This is a genomic window from Paenibacillus sp. P4_A9 (assembly GCF_056402415.1).
This window is the reverse complement of sequence record NZ_JBFUHL010000003.1, coordinates 65154-88845: the sequence shown is the minus strand read 5'-3', so window position 1 is coordinate 88845 and position 23692 is coordinate 65154. Positions and strand designations below refer to the sequence as shown.

At 47.3% G+C, this 23692-nt stretch carries 20 protein-coding genes and 2 riboswitches; of the genes, 6 read left to right on the top strand and 14 right to left on the bottom strand.

Annotated elements, in window-relative coordinates; translation table 11 throughout:
* Positions 1-117 precede the first annotated feature (117 nt).
* Genes AC1DVJ_RS04245 through AC1DVJ_RS04230 form a run of 4 tightly spaced genes read left to right on the top strand, consistent with a single transcriptional unit; the run spans position 118 to position 4816 of the window.
* Entirely contained in the window at positions 118-1449 is a 1332-nt protein-coding gene (locus tag AC1DVJ_RS04245) for a spore germination protein (protein ID WP_477588622.1), read from the top strand.
* A gap of 30 nt (positions 1450-1479) precedes the next feature.
* Complete coding sequence (locus AC1DVJ_RS04240) at positions 1480-2580, top strand: hypothetical protein (protein WP_477588620.1); 1101 nt, start codon at positions 1480-1482, stop codon at positions 2578-2580.
* Positions 2577-3671 (top strand): Ger(x)C family spore germination protein, encoded by a 1095-nt coding sequence (locus tag AC1DVJ_RS04235; protein ID WP_477588618.1) that lies wholly within the window; start codon positions 2577-2579, stop codon positions 3669-3671. Before AC1DVJ_RS04240 ends, AC1DVJ_RS04235 begins: the two co-directional genes overlap by 4 nt.
* The gene (locus AC1DVJ_RS04230; RefSeq protein ID WP_477588616.1) at positions 3668-4816 is read left to right on the top strand and encodes a cation:proton antiporter; all 1149 of its coding nucleotides are present in this window, start codon (positions 3668-3670) and stop codon (positions 4814-4816) included. Before AC1DVJ_RS04235 ends, AC1DVJ_RS04230 begins: the two co-directional genes overlap by 4 nt.
* A gap of 226 nt (positions 4817-5042) precedes the next feature.
* Here AC1DVJ_RS04230 and AC1DVJ_RS04225 read toward each other — a convergent pair whose 3' ends face one another.
* From AC1DVJ_RS04225 to AC1DVJ_RS04205, 5 genes are all read right to left on the bottom strand, one after another.
* Positions 5043-5567 carry a DUF421 domain-containing protein gene (locus AC1DVJ_RS04225; protein ID WP_477588614.1) on the bottom strand — a complete coding sequence of 175 codons (525 nt, stop codon included), beginning with the start codon at positions 5565-5567 and terminating at the stop codon, positions 5043-5045.
* Between the two features lie 66 nt (positions 5568-5633).
* Positions 5634-6050, bottom strand: coding sequence for a hypothetical protein (locus tag AC1DVJ_RS04220; protein WP_477588612.1), 417 nt, complete (start codon positions 6048-6050; stop codon positions 5634-5636).
* Positions 6051-6358: 308 nt separating this feature from the next.
* The gene (locus AC1DVJ_RS04215; RefSeq protein WP_477588610.1) at positions 6359-7120 is read right to left on the bottom strand and encodes a S66 peptidase family protein; all 762 of its coding nucleotides are present in this window, start codon (positions 7118-7120) and stop codon (positions 6359-6361) included.
* Positions 7077-7286, bottom strand: coding sequence for a hypothetical protein (locus AC1DVJ_RS04210; protein WP_477588608.1), 210 nt, complete (start codon positions 7284-7286; stop codon positions 7077-7079). The genes AC1DVJ_RS04215 and AC1DVJ_RS04210 overlap by 44 nt, the downstream gene beginning before the upstream one ends.
* Positions 7283-7891 carry a TetR/AcrR family transcriptional regulator gene (locus AC1DVJ_RS04205; protein WP_477588606.1) on the bottom strand — a complete coding sequence of 203 codons (609 nt, stop codon included), beginning with the start codon at positions 7889-7891 and terminating at the stop codon, positions 7283-7285. Before AC1DVJ_RS04205 ends, AC1DVJ_RS04210 begins: the two co-directional genes overlap by 4 nt.
* Before the next feature lie 294 nt (positions 7892-8185).
* Between AC1DVJ_RS04205 and AC1DVJ_RS04200 the strand changes: the two genes are divergently transcribed.
* Positions 8186-8614, top strand: coding sequence for a putative periplasmic lipoprotein (locus tag AC1DVJ_RS04200; protein ID WP_477588604.1), 429 nt, complete (start codon positions 8186-8188; stop codon positions 8612-8614).
* Between the two features lie 69 nt (positions 8615-8683).
* Here AC1DVJ_RS04200 and AC1DVJ_RS04195 read toward each other — a convergent pair whose 3' ends face one another.
* The 5 genes from AC1DVJ_RS04195 to AC1DVJ_RS04175 form a co-directional block, all read right to left on the bottom strand.
* Positions 8684-9649, bottom strand: a complete 966-nt coding sequence (locus tag AC1DVJ_RS04195) for an MBL fold metallo-hydrolase (RefSeq protein WP_477588602.1) — start codon at positions 9647-9649, stop codon at positions 8684-8686.
* Between the two features lie 271 nt (positions 9650-9920).
* Positions 9921-11750, bottom strand: a complete 1830-nt coding sequence (atzF, locus tag AC1DVJ_RS04190; protein WP_477588600.1) for an allophanate hydrolase — start codon at positions 11748-11750, stop codon at positions 9921-9923.
* 45 nt (positions 11751-11795) lie between these two features.
* The gene (uca, locus tag AC1DVJ_RS04185) at positions 11796-15419 is read right to left on the bottom strand and encodes an urea carboxylase (RefSeq protein ID WP_477588598.1); all 3624 of its coding nucleotides are present in this window, start codon (positions 15417-15419) and stop codon (positions 11796-11798) included.
* Positions 15420-15449: 30 nt separating this feature from the next.
* Complete coding sequence (locus AC1DVJ_RS04180) at positions 15450-16100, bottom strand: urea amidolyase associated protein UAAP2 (RefSeq protein WP_477588596.1); 651 nt, start codon at positions 16098-16100, stop codon at positions 15450-15452.
* Positions 16101-16131: 31 nt separating this feature from the next.
* Entirely contained in the window at positions 16132-16851 is a 720-nt protein-coding gene (locus tag AC1DVJ_RS04175; protein WP_477588594.1) for an urea amidolyase associated protein UAAP1, read from the bottom strand.
* Between the two features lie 69 nt (positions 16852-16920).
* Positions 16921-17019: riboswitch (guanidine-I (ykkC/yxkD leader) on the bottom strand.
* A gap of 190 nt (positions 17020-17209) precedes the next feature.
* A riboswitch (guanidine-I (ykkC/yxkD leader) is annotated at positions 17210-17315 on the top strand.
* 87 nt (positions 17316-17402) lie between these two features.
* Between AC1DVJ_RS04175 and AC1DVJ_RS04170 the strand changes: the two genes are divergently transcribed.
* The gene (locus tag AC1DVJ_RS04170; RefSeq protein WP_477588592.1) at positions 17403-18746 is read left to right on the top strand and encodes an APC family permease; all 1344 of its coding nucleotides are present in this window, start codon (positions 17403-17405) and stop codon (positions 18744-18746) included.
* A 69-nt stretch (positions 18747-18815) separates the two neighbouring features.
* Here the strand turns inward: AC1DVJ_RS04170 and AC1DVJ_RS04165 are convergent, their stop codons facing one another.
* From AC1DVJ_RS04165 to AC1DVJ_RS04150, 4 genes are all read right to left on the bottom strand, one after another.
* Positions 18816-19802, bottom strand: coding sequence for a Gfo/Idh/MocA family protein (locus AC1DVJ_RS04165; RefSeq protein ID WP_477588590.1), 987 nt, complete (start codon positions 19800-19802; stop codon positions 18816-18818).
* Positions 19803-19901: 99 nt separating this feature from the next.
* Positions 19902-21008 carry a Ger(x)C family spore germination protein gene (locus AC1DVJ_RS04160; protein WP_477588588.1) on the bottom strand — a complete coding sequence of 369 codons (1107 nt, stop codon included), beginning with the start codon at positions 21006-21008 and terminating at the stop codon, positions 19902-19904.
* Entirely contained in the window at positions 21001-22080 is a 1080-nt protein-coding gene (locus tag AC1DVJ_RS04155) for a GerAB/ArcD/ProY family transporter (protein WP_477588586.1), read from the bottom strand. Before AC1DVJ_RS04155 ends, AC1DVJ_RS04160 begins: the two co-directional genes overlap by 8 nt.
* A 13-nt stretch (positions 22081-22093) precedes the next feature.
* Entirely contained in the window at positions 22094-23599 is a 1506-nt protein-coding gene (locus AC1DVJ_RS04150; protein WP_477588584.1) for a spore germination protein, read from the bottom strand.
* Positions 23600-23692: the final 93 nt, after the last annotated feature.

The window sequence follows — 23692 nt, the reverse complement described above, 5'->3', positions numbered from 1 at the left end:
CCAAATAAAGATTGTGTAAAGATACGACTACTTATCCTCATTTAAATCATTGTATTTGAGTAGCATTTCCGAAAAAGGGCAAAATAGGTAAAAGACCAAAACTAAGGATGTTGCAGCATGACTGATGCCCTGAAACTTCGAATCAAAAATCAACTTTCCTCTTCAAGTGACTATAAATCGGAATCTATTCAACTCCATGGAATTGAAATGGAACTCCATTATGTAGATAGTATTTGTGATGAAAAGAAGATCAAAGACAATCTTATTTATCCAATGTTGAAAAGTAAGAGTATAGAAGAATTTATGACTTATTTAACTTCACTTCCTGATGTTTCACGCCTAAGTGAGGATCAGGACGTACTGCCCAAGTTAATGAGCGGTAATGTCTGTATATTCATTGGCAGCGATCTCTACATATTCAGCGCGGATAGCGTGGTCAATAATGAGCTTGGAGATACAAACACGGAAACATCCATTTATGGTTCGCAGCGCTCATTTAGCGATGACTTGAAGACGAATGTCAATCTTCTTCGCCATCGCTTTCCCTCGGATCATCTTGTTTATGAAAATTCTAAGGTCGGTCAACAGCCACAAACAGAGATTGCTCTGATTTACGACAACCAACTCGTAGATAAAGAAGTATTGAATGATATTCGATCGCGGCTCGCTTCTGTCGAACCGAGTGTTATTCTTTCGGCTATGCATCTCCAGAAACTTCTTACGGGACGTAAGTTTTCTTTATTTCCCGTGATGATGGTCACAGAAAGACCAGATCGGGTCGCGTTAAACCTGACGCAAGGTAAAATCGTCATACTTGTCCAGGGCACAGGATTTGCTTTGATCGCTCCAGCAGTTTTTTATGATTTCATTTCTTCCATGGATGATGTATTTCATCTTTTTTGGATTAGCGCACCTATGGTAGTTGCTCGTTATATTGGCATTTTTATCACCGTGCTGCTCCCTGCCTTATACATTTCCATGGTTTCCATTGACCCTGAATTCTTAAGTGTACAGCTTGCCCTTACGATCGCCGGCAGCCGAGAAGGTGTCCCGTATTCATCGTTTATTGAAGTGTTAATCATGATGTTCTTGACTGAAACTTTAATTGAAGCAAGTATTCGTCTACCTAAATCAATAAGTGCAGCAGCAACAACCGTTGGGGGGTTGATACTAGGGCAAGCGGCTCAACAGGCTAACCTAGTAAGCAGCATTATGATTATTGTGACTTCGGCTATTGCAATCTCCAATTTTGTTGTTCCGATCAATGCGATGAGCTTTGCGATCAGAATCATGAAATATCCTTTTGTCATATTAGCGAGTTGCTTTGGCATTATAGGTGTTGTCGTCGGTTTATTTTGTATGATCATTTATCTGAATGATTTGAAAAGCTTTGGGAAGCCTTACTTGAAAGTGTTTATAGGGGAACAGGAAAAATACGGTAAAATGTAAAAAGATAGATGGGAAGAAGGATCGAATTTCATGAACCGGTACGCTTTTTATGTCCTCTGGAGTAATATTCTGACCGTTGGCTCCTTATTTTCAGTCGCCTATTTAATTGAAAACAGATTTAATGGCAGCATATTGGCGATAGCGCTCTGTACGATTCCAGGCTCGATTTATCTTGTAACACTGATCAAGTCGTTACGCTATTTTCCAAAGCAAGGTCTCCCAGAGATATTTCGGATGTTTATGCACGCTTGGGGCAGAGTTCCTCTCTTGATCTTTTTCTCATTCATGATCATATCCAAAGGCTGTCTCATGATAGGCTATACGGCATCTGTCATCAATCAGTATCTCCTGCCGGAAATAAGTCCGATCACCTTCATCGCATTTTTCTTTCTTGCTGCGGCCTGGGGGGCTACTAGATCAAGTAAGACGATCTTAAGCACTTTAGAATTAGTTATTATTTTAACTACACCTTTCATCTATTTCGTCTCAATAAAATCCATTTTTTCCCATGGATTCGAGTGGAATGCGGTTAGAGCCATGTCTGATTATATTTTCATTCTGCCGAAATGGCATGCTATCACGACGGCGAATATTATTTTCTCCGGATTTATGGGCTTAACGATATTTAATCGAACGATCCCAAGCAGAATAAATGGGAAGTTTTACGCGCTAATCCTCTTCTTAAGCTTACATTTCGTATGCATTCTTTTTATGATTTCAATCGGCTATCATGGTACGATCGGGGTTGGAAATTATATAAACCCAGGTTTGAGCGCTATTGATGACATGTACATAGAACTTGGGCTCTTCCAACGCGGTCTTCTCCTTTACTTGCTTACCCTTATTCTCCTATTTATCATGTACGCGACGATTACGTTTCATGTTGGAATTGAACTGGTGAAAGGATGCTTTTCGATGGATACTCAGAACAAGCCACACAAGGAACGGCTCGTTTCCTGGGTAACGATCACCCTTTATGCCATACTTACGATGCTCTTTTATTACTTCTTCTCGATAAAAGAAATTTATAACTATACCATCACTTGGCTAAATGTAAGGTTCTTTACCGAGCTGCTTATGGTCGTGATCCTCGTGGTGCTTGCTGGAATGAAAAGGCGGCGCAGCCTATGAGAATCAGTCGTTTACTCCTTCTCTGCACGGCAGTGTCCTTACTTTCGGGCTGCTCCTTCAAGGATATCGATAAACGAATTTTTGTCATGGCCATTGGCATCGATAAATCGGATGAAGAAAACAAACCTTTTCGCGTGTCCTTAAAACTTGCTTTACCTGCCCCAAAAACTGAACCTGGGGGAAATCATACTCAAATTGTGAGCGTTAATGCCGAATCGATACCAAGTGCAATCAGACTGATCATCGCCAAAGTGCCAAAACAACTTGATTTTAGTCATTCGTCCATTAGTATAGTCGGTCAATCTTTAGCGTTTCAGAGTATTCAAGAGCCCCTTGATTTCTTAACAAGGAGGACAGATATTCCAAACTTAGGTGTCATTGCCATGGGAAGCCCCAATGCGGAAGCTGTTCTGAGAATGAATCTGAAATCCGAAAAAACGCCCGGAAGCGATTTGACTTTAAGCTTCTCCGAAAAAGGAACACGATCACCATTAACGATTGACGAATATTTATTTGATTTTTACCGGCGAACGACGGAGAAAGGCATGGATCCCTTCTTACCCGTTATTGAACCTGAAAAAGATACACACAACATCATTAAGGTTGCTGTGCTGGATAAACAGAGGGTGAAAACGATCATTGTGGACACGGTTGAATCACGTATCTTTAATGAACTGCTTAATCAGTATCCATATTTCGATATCAACACAAAATTAGATGAACAGCCCTTTGTTTTATCGATTCAAAATCTAAAAAGAAAGTTTGTCATCGATACAAGCGATAAAGATGTGCCTGTGATTCGTGTTGATGTCTCTATGAGTGGAGTTGTAGAGCAATCCGTTGTAGGTGTATATGAGGACGATTGGAACAAATTATCACAATCTGCTGAACAGGATGAGATCATGAAACATACAAATTTGCTGAAAAAGTTACAAAAAAATGATGTCGATCCGCTCGGCTTCGGCTTGCTCTATAGAGCTACTAGGCATGGAGGAGAGAAAGACTGGGAAGAGTGGCAGGCCATTTATCCAAAGGCTAAATTTGATGTTCAGGTCAAAATTGATATACAAGGGACAGGAGCGCTCAAATGACCTTATATCTCGAATTGCTGATCATTTTATTAGCGACTAAGCTAGCGTCTGACTTGAGCGTACGACTTGGACAGCCTGCTGTATTAGGGAAGCTCATAGTCGGAATTATTTTGGGACCAGCCGTGTTGGGCTGGGTGAAAAGCGGTGAAATGATTGATGAGCTTAGCGAAATTGGCGTGCTTTTGCTCATGTTTATTGCAGGACTAGAAACCGATCTGCAGGAATTGCGCCGTAATCTCACGTCATCCTTCGCTGTAGCGTTCGGCGGGGTGCTTTTCCCTTTCGCAGGCGGCTATCTGACTGGAATAAGTATTGGATTTACAACATCACAGGCCATGTTCCTTGGATTACTGCTAAGTGCAACATCCGTCAGTATTTCGGTCCAAGTGTTGAAAGACTTGAACCGACTGAATAGTCGGGAAGGCACGACAATGCTAGGCGCCGCGGTCATCGATGATGTGTTGGTTGTGGTTCTACTTGCCGTCCTGTTAAGCATGACTGGCGGCGCTGATGTCTCACTCTCAGCTGTCTTGCTCAAGAAGTTGCTCTTCTTTGGAGGTATTCTACTATTGGGTTGGAAAGTCGTCCCTTGGATCATGAGGTTCTTAGCACCACTTCGTGCCACCGAAGCCGTAATCAGCGCAGCATTGATCATTTGCTTTTTGTTCGCGTATCTCGCTGAGTACTTAGGCGTTGCGGGAATGATCGGCGCATTCGCAGCCGGCATCGCCGTATCGGAAACGAAATATAAACATACCGTTGAAGAGCGTCTGGAACCGATTGCCTATGCTATCTTTGTGCCGATCTTCTTCGTTAGTATCGGTTTATCTGTCACCTTCGAAGGTGTTACCCAACATCTGTGGTTAATCGTTGTTCTGACCGTCCTATCGATCTTCACCAAAATGGTTGGTGGAGGTCTTGGCGCTAAACTGACAGGTTTCAACTGGAGATCCTCATTCGGGATAGGCTCCGGCATGGTTTCCCGCGGCGAAGTTGCGCTCATCATTGCGGCAATCGGACTGGACTCTGGTCTGTTGGATCCATCTTATTTCACACCATTATTGATCGTGGTGATCTTGACTACGTTAGTGACTCCGCCTCTGCTGAAGCTGGCATTTGGGGGAAAGCAGACACAAGAAGAATGAAGATCATATGAGAAAAACTTCTATCGAAGTACTTCGAGGAGGAGCGACCGCGTTTTAGATGTTGTTTTTATCGCCAATAAGAATTTGTTCTTCCGAGTACCGGAAACTTATAAATTCTTATGTGGTAACAAAGACCAGTCTCTCACTTTATTGGGGTGTGCTGGACTTGTCTAATAAATAAAGCCAGAGTCCCGATAGGAGCTCTGGCTTTATTCATCCGTGGTCTTCAATCATGCTTTACTTTAGCGGGAAGTCGGGACTCAATTAACTGCATTAACTGTTCAATATCCTGCTTCGTCGCAGGAACTTTATGAGGCTTTAGCTTAATGGACAGCTGACCGTTGACCTCCAAAGTTGCATATTCAACATCATCGCGATCGTAGATTCCAGCAGTACGCAACTGAGCGTCCAGCCCTTCGTCGGTAAGGTTCTGCGATTTCATTGCACCGAGCTCCAACTTTCCGCTCACGATAATTGGTATAGGCTTGCCGATCCATAAAGCGCGAAAAATAGCATAGCGTTTCAGCAAAGTTCTAATTATTCGTACTATTAAGATAAGAATAATCGCAGTGCCGAAGGTCGTCCATATGTTCTCATTCTCAACAGGTCGAATTAACAACGGACCCATAATCAGCATGAGCAGCACGTCGATAATCGTTAATTTCCCAACTGATGTTCGACCAGTAAGACGGAGAAGCAATGAACCAGCAGTAATAATGAGGATAGCTTTCCAAACCCAGTCTAAAATCATAGAATACTCCCCTTTCAGATCAGTATTCCACCGTCTGAGCATGCAATATACGAAAGGGGATCAAAGTCACTGCGATACTTGAAACAGCGCGCTAATTTCCTTCGCCAATTCCTCCGAGTAAACATAATAAGTCCCTGCAATCTCGTTCGGGAGAAAGCGGAGTTTCTTATCCTGACCTTCAAACAGATCAACGTAGAACAAATAACCTACTCTACCTTCTTGATTCCGATCAGGCGTAAGCTTCATGTGACGAACTTTAGCGATCCAATCTTGAGCCAGTTGTTTATCATTAACGATCTTAAGCGCTCCCGTCGAACCACTTCTAATCTCAATATGATCCACGTTTGAAATGTCGCCGGGGTAGAATTCTTCCAATTGTTTAACAGATAGCTTAGGTTTTACAGCCGTTTCTCCCTTTGCACACCCTACACATACCAAAATGATGATCATGATAAGTATAAAAAGAAACCACTGTATTCTCATCGGCCGCCCCTCCCCTATCCGTTCCATCCCGCACGTTGCAGTATCCCTGGTCCCTGTTACTCTATAATTGGCTTCAAATCACTGAACTTTAGCAGGACTTCTCTGCTCGTATCGAGATAGATCACCCTAATGTCTAATTCCTCGTTAGTAAGCTCGAACGAAAGAATCATACATTTTCTACCTCGATTCTTAGTCTTTCTGGGGTTGTCTGGTGCCACAACGTAAGATCCTCCAAGACTTAAACTTACCGTTTCGCTCATGTTATCTGCTACCCTCTCATGTTGTTTTTAGATGAAAAACTACTTCGATCATTCAAAAGGACTCTCCAACAAAATCACCTCATTCGTCCCCGGATTTAACTCCACTCTCCCGCCGAGAGGCAGAATCAATTTCGGATCCGTATGACCAAAGTCAAAATCCACAACAACCGGCACATGACCCGCTCCAAACTCTTTTGCAATAATATTCACTAGAATCTCTCTAAGCTCCTGATTCTCTGCCATGCTGTAATCCTTCGCTCTACCTAATATGACGCCTTTAACACGTGAAAAGATGCCTTGCATCCCATAATTCCTCAGCATATAGCCCACTTGCATGGGCGAGGGCTTCTCTTCCGATGTTTCGAAAAACAAGTCCTTATCCTGCCAGAAATCATCCTTCGGCCAATAGATCGTCGATTTCATAAACTCCAGCACTTCGATACATCCACCCCATAAATACCCTTGCTCAATCGCTTCACCCTGTATAAACGTCCACCCATTCTCGTTCTCCATAAACGGCTGACACTCGCCCATGGTCTCAAGATCGCTCCAGTCTTTATAGCCATTCGTCCATATTGGATACGGCACATAGCGATAAGGGAATTGCTCTTCAAACAATATCGCTTTGAGATGATCCGCATAAGCTTCAGGAAGATTTCTTAACTGTGCGAGTCCCGCCATAACAGATGGCCCATAGAATGTTACCATTCCCAAATTATTTAAGTACGTTAAGAATGTCGTTGCATCCGAGAATCCCATGATGAATTTAGATATCCCGCGCACGCAGCTGCGGGTTCTTATACAGCTCATCGGGTGACATCCTTGCCGACGGCATTTCAACAACTTCTAGGCCAAAGACCTCTTGAAGATGCTTCAGGCCTAGCTCATAAATATCTGGGAACAAATAAGGCAATCCGCTGGAGGGTGAAATAATGGCTATTTTGGATCCAGACTTTAATCGTTTTGGTTTGATCATTTTAACCCTCCTAGCAACAACTGCCAAACACTCTCGAAGTCCTCATCCATACTCCCAAATCCCCATTCCCCAGCATGCGATGGATGATGGAAGCGCGAGGTAGCCAAAAAGATCGCTCTGGCGATCGATTCCGAATCACCCTGTTTCAATTCGTTCCTCGCCATACCCCGCTCGAGGATTTGTGTAAGCTGTCCCATCAAACGATAGACATGAGTGCTAATCATTTCAACTTCAATGATCGTAACATTGGCATACATTGTGAACATTTCAGTATCCTCGGCAGCGAATTTCCGCTTGGTTTGAATCAGCGTCTCTAACCACAATCGCAAACGGCCAACTTCGCTACCGCCAGTCTCACTCGCAATAGCCTCCAAAGGAACTGCTATGCTCATATGCAACCAACGTGATGTTACGGCTTCCCGCAACGCTGCTTTGCTTTCAAAATGCCGATACAACGTCCCATGACTCACTTGCAGCACTTTGGCAATGTCCACAACGGATGTTTTGTCCGGTCCATAACGCCGAAGCACTTGCTCGGCTGCATCCAAAATCTCATCCTTCGATAATGGCAACTCATTCTTCATCATTTTATATAAACCCGCCATTCACTCGAAGCGCTAGCTCCTAATTTACGTTCCATTTCCTAGTCCCGCCTTCTCAATGAGTTGAATGAACCAGCCGTTTGACCGCCGCCTAACCTATTAACTTTATTATAAATTTGCGAATGACAAATATCAAATGACATTTTTTCATTTTTGTCATTCATGAGTATTATAAAACAATATAGTCCCCCTCTCGAGGATCCCTCAAAAAACCCCTGATACTTCCCCATGCAACTAAATTGAAAACTGTTCCGTCAATCTTGTCATACAGAATTTATTGGATAAGGTGGTCGACGGATGAAAATAACGCGCTATGCCTTACTTGGAGTACTAAGCTCTGCACTGCTCCTAACAGGATGCTCAAAGACTGAGGTTATACCAGAAAGCTCAACGAAGCCAGTAGTTTCATCCCCAAAAGAGGTAGTCGTCACAGCGATGCAAGCCTCTGCGACGGTAGATAACGGAGACAAGGAGACGAAGGTAACCTATACGTTCACAAATCAGAGTAAAGAAACGATCACTGTCATTGGCGGAGCAAAGTATACCCTTATGAAGGATCAAACGGTAATCGAACAAGGCGCCGTTGCGATCAAAGATTATTTGGACTTGGAGCCGGGACAATCTTATACGGATTCGAAGATTTTTACGAATTTGCCTAAAGGGGATTATCTCATCGAAGTCATGTGGAACAAAACGAAGGTGACGGCGGTATTTAATAGGAGCTAACCGCCTAATGCAAAGAGGTGCTTGATTTCAGGACTCCAATCCTTGAAATCAAGCACCTCTATTTCACATCTATCCCTCAGTTCGCTCCGCCACCAAGGTTTCTCCGTGTTTTAACAAGCGCAGCATGCTTCGATCAAGCCCTCTCCGCTTCCAATCAGCCAACAACCGATCCAACGCCTCCTTCGGCGTATCATCGGCAAGTCGGAAAGCCCCATAATGCATCGGAATAAACTGCTTTGCGCCGACATCGAGAAATGCCTGCACCGCTTCCTCGGGGGAAACGTGCTGCATCCCCATGAACCACTCAGGCTCATAGGCGCCAATCGGCATCAATGCGTAGTGAATGCTCGGAAATCTCGCCCCGATTTCTCGGAACCCTTCAAAATACCCGCTATCGCCAGCGAAGTATATCGAATGAGGATCCTGCTCACCTACTGGTAAAGACGCTGCAGTCCGCTTAATCATCCAACCTCCCCATAGCGAGGTATTCGTATCGGTTAACGTACGCCTAGTCCAATGCTGCGCAGGAACAAAATGAAACTCTAACTGGCCGATGGTGTGACTCCCCCACCATGGCAATTCGCAAACGGTGCTAAACCCCAGCTTCCGCACCTTGGAGCCAAGTCCTTCGGGCACAAGCACGTAGGGCGTACCTCTCAGCTTTTTCAACGAACCTACATGCAAGTGATCATAATGCGCATGGGATAACAAAATAACATCGACTGGCGGGATCTCCTCTATAGAAAGTCCTGGCGCTTCGAGCCTCTGGGTAAACCCCATGCGATTGGCCCAGACGGGGTCGGTAACAATCGTCAAACCTGCTACCTGCAGCAAAAAGGTTGCATGCCCGATCCAAGTGATCGTGACATCACGCTGATTATTCTTCAGCAGTTCCTGCTGCTTATGCTCTGCTTGGCCGATGCGGAAACTCAGATCTTTGACTTTACCCTTCCGCTCCTTTTGCCAGCGGCGTACTTCCTTCCAGGTTTTCGTCTTTGCATTTGGATCTAAATTACTATATCTCTGCCGTGCCATACCTTCATCCCCATTCATCTTCTAACCTTTTATATGTGTTAAGGCTAAACTTTCATGTTGTGCAACGTACGCGTAAAATACTATTTATTAGTATATCAAATGAGATCAAGGTATTGAAATGCTGGCAACGCACGAAAAAGACCTCTCGGCAGCCAAGCTGCCATGAGAGGTCTACATTACCCGCTGAGTCGCCCAAAGCGGGCTCCTCAGCTAAACACCGGCCGCCACTCTGAGCGGCCGGAAGAACAAGATCGGCGCTTGCAGCCGCCGATTACAAAGGCACCACGTTGCGCCAGCTGCGCAACGCCGTGACATCTTCCGCGCCTGCGGCCGCGTAAGCTTCACAAACAAATCCCGGGACTTCCGTGCCGTCCCGGAGCTCAACCTTGCCGATCCCGAGCGGAGCCGGGATCGCTGCCGCAAAGCTGCCGAATGCCTCGAGCGGCATCTCCCAGATCTCCAGCAGGATGGCTGCGCCACCCTGCTGTTGCTTGATCATCCCCGGCTTCGCAGGGGATGTTGGCAGCTTCACAAGGCTGTACTTCGCAGCGGATTCATCCTCACGGATGAACCGTGCTCCACAGCCTTGCATCTGTTTCTCAAGCGGGTAGCCACGCATGTGCAGCCCGCACACCGCCACCAGCGTCATTTGCGCAGCAATGGCGCTATCCGCACTTGAACTGGCACTCGCACTCGCATCCGTACTGGAAGCAGCAACCTCCGCCTTCACTTCATCATTCGTGCCAGCAACGAACAAATCTGCAACCCCGCAAATCAACCCTTCCTCTTCCGCTAACGTAAAAAGTGTAATCCCAAAAGGCGTCTCCGGCGCCGCATCGCCAGCAGGCACAGCAACCGCACTCAGATCCAGCAGATTGCAATGGTTCGTGTAACGCCCCATGTCACGATTCGTGCTGATCGGATCTGCCAGAACTTGTTCACGCGTCCACGTGCCACCACAGGTCGGCATCACAAGCACGGCATCCTGTAGCAGCTTCCTAGCTTCCAGCTTATACTTTTGGAGCTTATGCATCGCCACGAACACCGATGCCGCATCGTACTCGGCGGCTGCGCCCGAGCGCAATATCTTCTCAGTAACAGGGTAAGCCACACCAGGATTCGCTTCGATAAACGGCCCTAAATCGGCCCAACGCTCCGCTACCCATGGACCTTCATATAAAATCGCCGCAGCTTGCGCGAATAAAGTCACATCAACCTCAACAATCGGAATCCCCTCACGACGACTTACTTCTCGCAGGCGACTAACAGCCTCTTCCCACGCCACGCGATACTCATCCGCGTAAGGTCCGTAAAAGCCAAGCTCGCCTTGAGGCAGCAGAAGGCGAGCAGGCAAGCCAGCTGGTTTGCGCACCACTTGGCGCGACCAAGGATCTTCCGCGTGAACACCACGGGCCACGCTGTCTACGGCAAGCGCATCCGCAAGGGTATGCGCGAAGACAGTGACACAGTCGAGGCTCGCGCAAGCGGGTACGACCCCTTTGGTCGGCCATGCGCCGAGACTCGGCTTATAGCCGACTAGGCGATTCAGCGCTGCCGGCACACGGCCGGAGCCCGCTGTATCCGTGCCAAGCGAGAATACCGCTTGGCCACGGGCCACGCTGACGGCTGAGCCTGAGCTCGAGCCGCCGCTGATCAATTCGGGACGCAGCGCGTTGTGCGCGTCGCCGTAAGGACTGCGAGCGCCGACTAAGCCCGTCGCGAACTGATCTAGGTTCGTTTTGCCTACAGGAATGGCGCCTGCCGCAATCAATCTCTCCACGACACCCGCATGCTCATCCGGGGTAAATGCGTACTCCGCGCAGCCTGCCGTCGTCGGAACACCAGCTAGATCAATGTTATCTTTGATCGCAAAAGGTACCCCCCATAGAGGCGCATCCGCCATAGAGAGCGATGACAAACGATCCACGTGCGGCTGAATCGCATCCATCGACGGCGGCGTAATCCAAATGTTCATATCAGCGTCCGCGACGGAACGCTCTACAATGGTCGCCATAACTTCCTGTGGCGTCAATGTACCCGCTTCATACTTTTCACGCAAGTAAGGAATGGTTAACTCTTTTTCCAATTCAACTCTTAACATCCTTTTATCGTCCACTCGATCTCCCATAACCTCTTCACCTCTCCCTTACGCAGATTGGGCAATACCCAGAATGAGTTGTCCGGCATGCACCTGATCACCTGGCTTCACACCAATCATCGAAACAAAGCCGTCACATGGTGCGTGCTGCGGGAACTCCATTTTCATACTTTCCAGAATCGCCAGTTGGTCACCCTTCTTCACTTGCTCGCCTTGGGACACGAGTACTTTCCACACACTGCCCGGCATAATACCACGAACGGCAACCGTCCCTGCAGGCAACTCATCTTCCGGCGCAGCATCACCTGTCTCCTGCTCGGAGACATATTCAGCTAACCCTTTGGCCTTCCAGCTCTCACGCTCTTCATCAAAAGCAATCCGCTGATGGGTACGGAATGTTTCCGTACTTTCTTCTATAGTACGAAGGAATTGGAGATATTCCCCTAGATCAAAAGTCGTCTCTTGAATGTCAGCCTCATAACGGCCACGAGGGAAATCCTCACGCAGCTGAAGCAGCTCTTCCGCACTCACTTCATAGAATTGAATTTGATCAAAAAATCTCAGCAACCACGGCTTACCCGCCTGAAAGCTCTCCGTTGAGCGCAGACGATTCCACATTTGAATGGTACGTCCTACGAACTGGTACCCGCCTGGACCTTCCATCCCATACACACACATGTAGGCTCCGCCGATGCCGACGGCATTTTCTGGTGTCCATGTACGCGCTGGGTTATATTTCGTTGTTACTAGACGATGACGAGGATCTACCGGTGTTGCCACAGGAGCCCCCAGATACACATCACCCAACCCCAATACGAGGTAATTGGCTTCAAAAACAATCTTTTTAACCTCATCTATCGTGTCTAAGCCGTTAATCCGTTGAATGAATTCGAGATTGCTCGGGCACCAAGGCGCATCTGGCCGTACCCCTTGTTGATAACGTTGAATCGCCAGCTGTGTAGCTGGGTCATCCCATGACAATGGCAAGCGCACAATACGCGAAGGCACTCGGAACTGTTCCAAAGGAGGGAGAGCAGCGTCGATCTCCACGACCTTTTGACATGCCTCCGTCACCGTAATTTGGGATGGATCAATATGAATTTGCAAGGAGCGAATGCCTGGTGTTAGATCGAGCACAGGAATCGAGCCACTCTCGACAATCGCCTGCATCAAAGCTTGCACTTGGAAGCGAAGCAGCAAATCCAGCTCTAACTCACCGTATTCAACGAGCAAGTTTTGGTCCCCGCAGCAGCGGATCGTGATTGGGAATCGGCGGTTCGCCACTTCATGGAAAAGTCGCGGATATTCCGGTGTAATCTCCTCATTCACAGCAGGCAATTGCACCTGTACCAATTGGTCAAAATCTCCCTCGCCAATCGCACGCAGGTTGCTCTCTTGCAGATCACGCAGCGCCTCCGCTTCCGGAAGCGTCAGCAGGTGGAAACGGATCGTATCGCCAGGGTGCAATTGGCCTAGCTTCCAGAACTCGGCTGATGCCGTCGTCACCGGACACACGAACCCGCCAAGACTTGGTCCATCTGGTCCGAGCAGAATCGGCATATCTCCGGTCAAATCCAGCGTACCTACCGCATAGGCGTTATCGTGAATATTGGAAGGGTGGAGCCCCGCTTCACCGCCATCTTCCCGTGTCCATAGCGGAGCTGGCCCTTTCAACCGAACCCCCGTCCGCGAGGAGTTAAAATGCACTTCCCAGCTCGTTTCTGTCAGTTGATCCAGATACTCCGTGCGTAAAAACTCACCTGTACAATGCGGTCCAGGAACGACCCCAATCGTCCACTCGCGCGTCATCCCTGGGCGATGATCTTGGGCTAATTCAAACACGTCCTGCACACGGTTCGCACCGCCTTCATTCACACCCAACACATCACCTGTGCGAAGCGCCCGTCCGCCATGACCCCCGAAGCCGCCCAGCGTAAACGTGGACGAGCTGCCCAGAATCTTCGGCATATCGAGTCCTCCGCCGATCAGCAAATACGTACGCATGCCTTCTTTGGCTTCGCCGAAGCTCAGCACTTGGCCGCGTGCAGCTTGAACCGGACGGTACGTAGCAACCGTCTTCCCATCAATTTCCGCTTGCATATCCGCACCCGTTACGCAGAACCACATATCGCTGCGAAACTTGTATGAGCCGCCACGCAGCGTCATCTCGAGCCCGCAAGCATCGTCGGCATTGCCAAGCAACTTATTCCCGATACGGAAGGATAAAGGGTCCATCGGTCCACAAGGCGGTACGCCCACATCCCAATGGCGAATACGGCCTGGGAAGTCTTGCACGGTTGTTTGGATACCGCCATCGACAACCTCAAGCGCTCTTTCTGTAGGTTCGAACGTATTCAGCAATTGCGTGAAGACATTGCCGCTTAGGCACGCTTCTTCTTGCAGAAGCGCACGTACATACTGCAAATTCGTCGTCAAACCATACATGCGCGTTTCGGCCAGCGCATCGACTAATTTATGGATCGCGTCTAGGCGGTCCTTGCCGTGAACAATGATTTTAGCCAACATCGGATCATAGAGTGTCGTTACGGTTAGACCATCTCGCACCCACGTCTCATTGCGGGCTTCGCTAGAAAATACAGCACGGTCCAGCTGGCCCGCACTCGGACGGAACTGCTGCAGGCAGTCCTCTGCGTAAATCCGCGCCTGGATACTGTGGCCTTGCGGCTTGCGGATCAACGATTGCAGATCATTCAACTCCAATGCCGCCTCACGCACCATCCACTCCACGAGGTCAATGCCCAGCACTTCCTCCGTAACACCATGCTCCACTTGAAGGCGCGTGTTTACTTCCAAGAAGTAGAACTCACACGTTTCTGGGTCGTAGAGATACTCAACTGTACCCGCACTGCGGTAACCAACTTCTGCAGCCAATCGTTTCGCCGAAGCAAACATCGCCTCACGCACTTCATCCGACAAGTTCGGAGCCGGGCTTTCCTCTATTACTTTCTGATTACGGCGTTGGATGGAGCAATCGCGCTCACCTAGCGTTACTACCTCACCTAAGGAGTTACCGAAGATTTGCACTTCCACGTGACGGGCACGTGCGATATATTTTTCGAGGAACATGCCCCCGTTTTTGAAATTCGTTTCTGCCAAATGGCGTACGCCATCATAAGCCGCTCTCAGCGTTGCTTCGTCTGCGCAAACACGCATGCCGATACCGCCGCCTCCTGCTGTGCTTTTCAGAATAACAGGGTAGCCAATACGCGCAGCTTCCGTTAAAGCTTCCTCCAACTCCGTAATTAACGGAGTACCTGGCAGCATAGGCACACCAGCTCTTTCGGCAATTTCACGCGCAGAGTGCTTGAGTCCGAACATCTCCATTTGCTCAGGTGTCGGTCCGATGAATACAATGCCATGTTCGCGACAAGCTCGAGCAAAATCCGCATTCTCACTCAAGAAGCCGTACCCAGGATGGATCGCTTGTGCACCGGTTTCGAGCGCTGTTTGTAGGATCAGCTCTGTATTCAAATAACTCGACTTCGCCGGTCCCTCACCAATCAGAACCGCTTCATCGGCTCCATCCACATGTAAACTATCTTGATCTGCCGCCGTATAGACAGCCACGGATTGAACTCCCAATTTGCGCAATGTACGCTCGATACGCACAGCAATCGCTCCACGATTCGCAATTAGCACTTTTGTAAACATCGTAACCACACTCCTTCGCGTTTATCTTCTTTATTTATCCCAGATGAGCACCTGAATCGGCGTCGGGTTATAGGCATTACATGGATTGTTGAGCTGTGGACAGTTGCTGATCAGCGCCATCGAACTACCAATGGACTGCATTTCGACATAACAGCCAGGCGCTGATACGCCATCATCGAATTTCAAACCGCCTTCTGGTGTCACAGGTACATTCATGAAGAAATTAATGTTTGGCGCCAAATCGCGCTTCGTATACACACCGTCCTGCCCAGCCAACTGTAGCATGAACGTATCGCGACAATTGTGCATGGACAGCTTATCGTGCGAGTAACGCACCGTATTGCTTTGCGCTGAGCACGAGCCACCGACCGTATCGTGTCGTCCGCAGGTGTCAGCCACGATTTTCAGCAACTCCTTACCTGATTCCGCTCTTAAAATAGAACCCGTGCTCAAGTAGATGTTGCTTTGACCTGTGATTGTCGCCACCGCACTGTAATGATCCTCCGGATTCTCAGCATCATAGAACAACGTGTCTGCCGCCTGATTGCCGTCCAGATCCACGATTCGCATCACTTGCCCTGGCTTCAGGACACGCATCCAGCCATCTCCCGCTTGAATCACTTCGCTATATATCGCATCCTCCACTTGACGAGGGCTCTCTACTCGATTAAAAACAGCCATTTTGCATGCCTCCTCCGTTTAGTCGTTTCTATTAAGAACCTAACAGTGTGTGATATTCCCATGTATTTTCAAAAGCTCGGCGATTCTCCGAGCGATAATTCAAGCAATAGTCATCTTCATTGACAGGTGATGCGGCCAAGACTTCGATTTTGACAGGTACCGAAGGGTAGCTCTCTCGTGGATCCAGAGGATTAGGCGTGTTAGACAGCACCAGTAGTGTGTCTAACTCCGTCCTTAGTGTGACAGTCGCCCCTGCTGGACAATGATCTAGGCTAAGGACCATGTCCCCATTGTCATCCACGACGACTTTGGAAAATAAATTCACAACCGGCATCATATCCCGCATGCTCAGGCCATTGCGAACCAGTTCAACCGCGAAGTTCTCTTGACCGCTTCGTAACCAATCATTGCGCAGCTCCTGATAGTTCGTCGCCCCGTACTTCGCATCCGTTGCCGCACGGCTCGTGTAACCGCTAAGCGGATCATGCCAGCCTAAGCTGTCTTCCACGATACTCACCATCGCACGACCGTTATCGCTCATGAGCACATTCCCTCGCGTTAAATGAGCGGTATACTGCGCCTTCAACGTATCCGGCATATTGTAGCGCTCCGTCAGATCCTTCGCGTGGAACAACTGGACCGACACATTCGCGCCCGCTTCTAACGCAGTCAAACGAATCAACTTCCCTTTGCCAATTACCCCTGACCATTTGCCCCCTGGCCCTATGTCCTTGCTCCAAATGTTCCCCATGCTATCGATCTCCCTCGCTGTTTGGTTAAACAAAAAGGGAGACATCACAAGACCCATTGTCTTGGTGATATCTCCCAGGTTTTTATCCTTCCGTGTCACTCTCTCACAAGAGTGGTTTACTCTCGGACCAGCCCGATTAATACCGGCGGAACCCTAGTAAACAATCGTATTCATTTGTGTTATTAAACATAACATCGTTGATGATATGTGTCAATAACTTCTAACTTTTTTAGTTAATTCGCTTAAAACACTTCTCACGATTCTAATAATGTGTTATATTAACTTACACGAATGGCGAATAGCTAACATCATTAATGAAATGGTTAACCATCTTATACATAAGTAATGAAACATCACATACAAAGTTTCCTAGGGTTCCGCGGAAGGCTTGCCGCCCCGGTCTGGACCAAGAGGAGACGCACAGCTAATGACTGTGTTCACGGAGGGATAAAAGCCCGGGAGATATCTGTAACCTAGATATCGCCTTGGCTTTTTTGCATACAAACCTCTTCTGTGTTCACAACTACCACTGATGAGGGAGTGTTAACGCTATGACCAAAGAAGTCACACTACGTAGGTCCCTGAGCCTGTACCAAGTCGTCTACATGGGGCTCGCTTGGATGACCCCGATGATTTATTTCTCCATATATGGGATCGCGTATGAGAATGCAAATGGGATGTTGACGCAAGCTTATTTACTGGCTTTTATCGCCATTATTTTTACGGCCTATAGCTACGGTGTGATGTCTAAGGTTTTTCCGACTTCTGGCTCCGCCTACACCTATACCAAGAAAAGCATCCACCCCTATCTAGGCTTTCTCGTTGGATGGGCCTTGCTCCTAGACTACTTCTTCTCCCCCATCATCGCGTGCCTAACCTTCGGCATTTACCTGCATGCTCAATTCCCGTCCATTCCCGCTTATGTGTGGATCATCGGACTTAACATCACCCTCGGTCTCATTAATATCATTGGCATCAAATTTTCTGCGAATATCAGCAAATTGTTCGTCTGGATTCAAATCATTTTCATTGCTGTGTTCTGCTTCTTCCTGTTCCGTAACTTATCCGGTGTTGGTGAGATTCACCCGCTTCAGCCTTTTCTGCAAACGGATGTGCCTTTCTCCACCATCCTCGCTGGCGCTTCCATTATCTGTTTCTCGTTCTTAGGATTTGATACGGTGACGACAATGGCAGAGGAAACGGTTAACTCCGAGAAAACCATCCCGCGAGCCATCATGATCATCATCATCACTGCCAGCATTCTTTACATTGTGCCATCTTTTCTAACACAGCTCGTGTATCCGCATCTGACATTCGTCCATATCGATTCTGCAGGCTTTGAAATTGTAAAAATGGTGGGTGGCGCAGCACTAAGCTCCGTATTCCTTACCGTTTTGATTCTAGCGATCTTCACACAAGGTCTATCGTCGGTTACTAGTGTTTCCCGTCTCCTGTTCGTGTTGGGGCGCGATAACGTACTGCCTAAGCGTGTATTCGCATTCCTTCATCCGAAGTTCAATACACCTGTTATCAACATCGTGATCGTCAGCGTCGTCTCGCTGCTCGCTCTCGTGATCTCGTTAGATAATGCCGTGAAATTCGTTAATTTCGGCGCACTAACCGCCTTCTTCTTCGTCAACGTCTCGGTTATCGCTCAAAAATATATGAAAGAACGCCAACGCTCCCCGAAGCAAACGATATTGTATCTTGTGCTTCCGCTGCTTGGTGCCGGATTCATCGGCTATCTGCTGTCTTTGTTGGATAAGGATGCCTTATGGATGGGTACGACGTGGTTGCTGATTGGGATTGTGTATCATCTAATTCAAAAGCGTTCCGCTCAAACCAAAGACGCCGCGGTTACCATGCGTACTGCTGGCTCAACTCCACTAAACTAGCGTAGAAACAAGAAGAACCTGAGAATTTCCTCAGGTTCTTCTTGTTTTATGTTCAGATTTCCTACCTTCCTACTTCAGATCCGCCGGAAACACCAGTCCAATCTGTCTCCGCGCCTCATCCATGATCGCCATAGCAGCGCTGGAATTCGCATGCGAGTTCGTCGCAGATTCCAGCTCGCCCTGCTTGATCAGCCGGCTAAACTCCTCCGCCTCATAGCGCATCGTTCTTACACTCTGCTCCTGCGTCAATTCCTCGACGGAACCGTCGCGGTAGCGGATTTGCACCTTCTCAGGCTGGTTAATCTTATCGATGACCATAGTCGCCAGTTCACCTTGAATTTCAGCAGGCAGGTAGGAGCTGGCGATTTTGGAATGCTGAATTACCGCATCCATTTCTTCATAGCTCAGCAACAAGCTGCCCTCGCCATCGACGCCGGATTCCAGCATTACCGCACTCGCCTGCACTTTCTTCGGTGCTCCGAACAGCACAACCAAAGGATAAATACAGTACACACCCAAATCCATCATCGAGCCATTCGAAAAAGCTGGATTAAAAGCATTAAGCACCGTGCCCTGCTTGTACGCATCATATCTGGACGAATATTGGCAATAGCTCGCAAAATAACGACGTACTTTCCCAAGCTTATGTAAATTCTCTTGTACGACTTTAAAATTAGGCATGAGCGTTGATTTCAACGCCTCCATGAACACAACCTGATGGCTGCGCGCAGCGTCAATCATCGCCGCCAGTTCAGCAGTATTGGAAGCCGCAGGCTTTTCGCAAATCACATGCTTACCATACTTCATACAATGCACGGCATACTCCGCATGCAGGGAATTCGGACTCGCGATATAGACAGCATCGAACGTATCACTTTCCGCAAATGCGTTCAAATCTGTGAATCGATGAGCAACATCGAACTTCTCCGCGAATTCCGCTGCCTTCTCTTCCGTACGGGAGTAAACTGCGGTCAAATCGAACTCTCCTGTTTCGAGCGCCGCATGTATGAATTCCTCCGTGATCCAGTTCGTACCAATAACTGCAAATCGTATCATTTTTCCCCATGACTCCTTCACCTAGCTATATTCTATGACTTACCCTATCAAATTCAACCTCCGAATTCAATTGTCTTTGCGCTTCTGCTTTCTATGAACTCACTGAAGCTTCCCATAATGCTTGATTTTCACTTTTGCTGTACAATGAATCTCTACTTCGGGATACACCTCGCGCCAATCCATAGCCTTCCATTCCTTATAGGGTACGATATTCTTAATAACGCCTCCCAACCCGATGCTATCCACATCATGCTCCTGCATATCCTTCAACATCTTCTCCGTCTGAGCGCTAATTTTCTCTGCAATTTTGGACTCGAGTTCATGCCGTTCCTCTTCCTTGCTTATTTTCAAATCTCCGATGTACTCCAGAATAGCGCCGCTAACCGAGATATCAAAGTCCACTTTAAAGGAGCCAGTTCCCGATCGAGATGCTTTCACATGCCTTTTGCTAATGATAGAGTCCAACAACGCAAGCTCTTTAGCCTCATTTTCTTTATTGAGAAGAATGGGTAACGAGCCTAATTTGAAATTCCCGCGCAGCATGGCAAAATAAATCGACTCTTTCGCAGCGATCTTCATGCGATAACGATCGTCCCGAAAAAGGGCAATACCCTCGATCCTAACATGATCACCGCCATCTTTAATAATGGGAGCAACCGGATCAATACCATCGTCGTAATAATCTCTAGTAAAATCATACAAGCTGACCTTTGGTATCGTCTGTACCTTCGTCTCACTTTCAATCATACGGTCAATATACTGTCCTGTTAGCAGGGATTTGGTGTAGTTTTTCTGCAATATCGTGTATGCTTCCCCGTCCACAACCGTGACTTTGACCCGGGGTGAAATCGAAGGATCTCTCACTAAGGTATCGATATCGTCCCAGAAGCCTCGCTGAGCTAGTGTTAATCCGAACAAAGCATTACGTAACTGTCCACTGACCAGAATGAGCTGCGTTTGTCTGGATAGATCGACTTTTGCACTTTTACTGCTATGGGAAATAGAAGTCAACACTTCTCGCCCCCCTTGGGCGGCATTCGCAGACAGCGGGATGCTATTGGTTACCCTGAGCATATCCCCAGGCATTAAATCGAAAGAAGTCGAGTGGGCTAACCCGATTTTCTCCAGAATGCGTTGGTCATTACCACAACCTGACAGCAAGAGCGACATACTAATGAGCAGCGATCCAAACCGACGTTTAAGCAAGCTGTTTTCGCCACCTTTGAATAGAAAGAATAACAATTAAACTGATCGGTAAGCAAAAAGAAAGAGCAATATTGACATACCCGATATTAAATAACCACTTGCCCGCCTCATCCAGTACACTCGGAATAAACGAGATGAGATAGGTCGTCCCCATTACATACAGGGTGATCTTATTTGCCTTCGTATGCTTGAAAATCTGTTGTATGGTCAAGCTCGCTGCCCAATGATACATCACAACTGTAATGATAACCGTGAATACAAAAAAACTAAAAAGGACATTCTCCACTCTCTCCATAAAAGGAAATTTAATGTAAGCGAGCAGATCGAGGAAGGGAAACATAATGAGCTTGAGTTGCTGCAGGCTATAGAATCCGAAACAAATGACGGTAACGCTCAGATAAACGGCGAAGGTAAAGACATTACCTAACTGTACGGCCGTGAAAAATCTCGTCCTCTGCTGAATAAAGGGAAACAACAGTAAGCAAAACTCATACCCTTGGAAAGAGCTGTACAAGTTCAACCCGCCTTTCCAGAATTCTTTCCCCTCTTTGAATACATAATGGGTGTATCTCGCTATTTTCAAATCATTAAAAAAGAAGAACTCCAAGAACATCATCCAAAACACTAAAAAGAAGAAGACCGTACTTGCCTTCGTAATCGTATAGATGCCTTTGATAATTAACACATAGGCTAGGACACTCATCGCAAACATGAAAACCATTGGATTCGCACTTGGGAATGCCGTCACTTGGAATATCAGTACATATATTTTAGTAACCAAACTAGCTGACATTGACCACGAAAACGACATAATGACATACAACGGATATACGATCCACTTCGGTAGATATCTCTCATAGATCGCGTATACACTTTCACCCTTCCCCATCTTCCAAACGATCCACATCAAATAAATATTAAACGCAACTACACCAGCTATGATAAAGAGCATGAGCCAACCGTTATAGCCAAAATATTCGGCAGCAACCCGAGGTAGGGAAAAGATCCCAACTCCTATCTGTATCATAGGAATCAAAATGAAGATATGGAAACTGTTCAGCTTCTCTTTCACGCTCGGATCATCCTTATTTTCTCATTTTGTTCTTCGTCGAATTTTCCGTTTTCACTTGATTAGGACGTGATGTCAGTATCGAGAAGGGACCACGGATGAATACATCCTTCCAATCGCGCCAATTCGCTGGTGCAATTGGCGTGAGATAAGAAGTACCCAAACTGGTTAAACCGCATAAATGGATCACAATGAAGCCAATCCCCATCATGAGCCCGAAGTTTCCCCAAATGCCTGCCAGCACAATTAATGCAAAACGAATAAGACGAATGGAAGCACTCATCACATAACTAGGAATGACAAAGGACGATATCGCGGAAGAGGCGACAGCAATAATAAGTATGTTACTTGTGAGCCCGGCTTGGACGGCTGCTTGGCCGATCACAATACCGCCTACGATGCCGATCGTTTGCCCGATTTTGGTCGGCAAACGCGCCCCAGCTTCTCTCAATAGCTCGATCGTAATTTCCATCAGCATCGCTTCATACACAGGAGGAAAGGGCACCCTGCTTCGCGACTCCCTCAAAGTTAAGAGCAAAGCCTCTGGGATCATTTCATAATGAAACGTGGTTACCGACACATAAATAGCCGTGAAAGATATCGCCATCACGAATGCCATAAATCGAAGCAGCCTTGTGGCGGTTCCAATCGTCCATCGCTGATAGTAATCATCCGCCGAGGAGAAAAAGTCGAAGAAAGCCGTCGGACCACTCACCACTGCCGGACTTCCATCGACGATGGCTAGAATCTTACCAGAAATCAATTTGGAAACTGCGGTATCTGGGCGCTCCGTAAGTAAGAATTGTGGAAATAGCGAATTCGGAAAATCATCGATATGCTGTGTAAACATATTGCCATCATAGATCGCATCCACTTCGATCCCTCGAATACGACGAACAAACTCGTCTACAAGGTCCATATTGGCAATGCCTTTAAGGTATAGGACGAATACCACAGTCTTGGTGATTTCACCAACTTCTAGCTTGATAACTTTCAAATGCGAGCTTATTACCCTTCTTCGAACTAAAGAGAGATTCGTGCCCGCTGTTTCAGTAAATGAATCATGTGGCCCCGTAATAACGCTCTCGGTTTCGGACTGCTCCACCCCCCTCGCTTGAGGTCCATACACAAAGACGAGGTACACTTTCTCATCATGAAAAATAGCAACTTGCCCCGACAAGATTCCGATGACAATCTTTTTTGGATCATCCGCTTCTTCAAATTGCGATTGTTCCAAAATGGAGCTCAAATCATCTGTCTCCACATTAGATAAAGGATCTATCACTTCCCGAGACAATTGCATGTGATCGACGAGATGTGGAAAATAGACCAGATCAACTTGGATACTGGGAATGGTTCGATGAAACATATCACTGCAATCTTCAAATTGGCTAAGAGTATGAGCTAATGATAACGGCTCGTTGTTGTCCGAATGGTCATCTAGAGCAGGGATCTCAAACCGTGTAGGTGCTCTGTCCATTCTCCGTGAAAAGGAAAATAATAAACGATCCCATATGGCCATGCGCGATCCCCCCACCTAGAGCTTTCCTTTATTCTGAGCAGTTCCGCTTAAAATATTCCATATTGCCCAAAAGTTACGCTTCGGCGTACACCT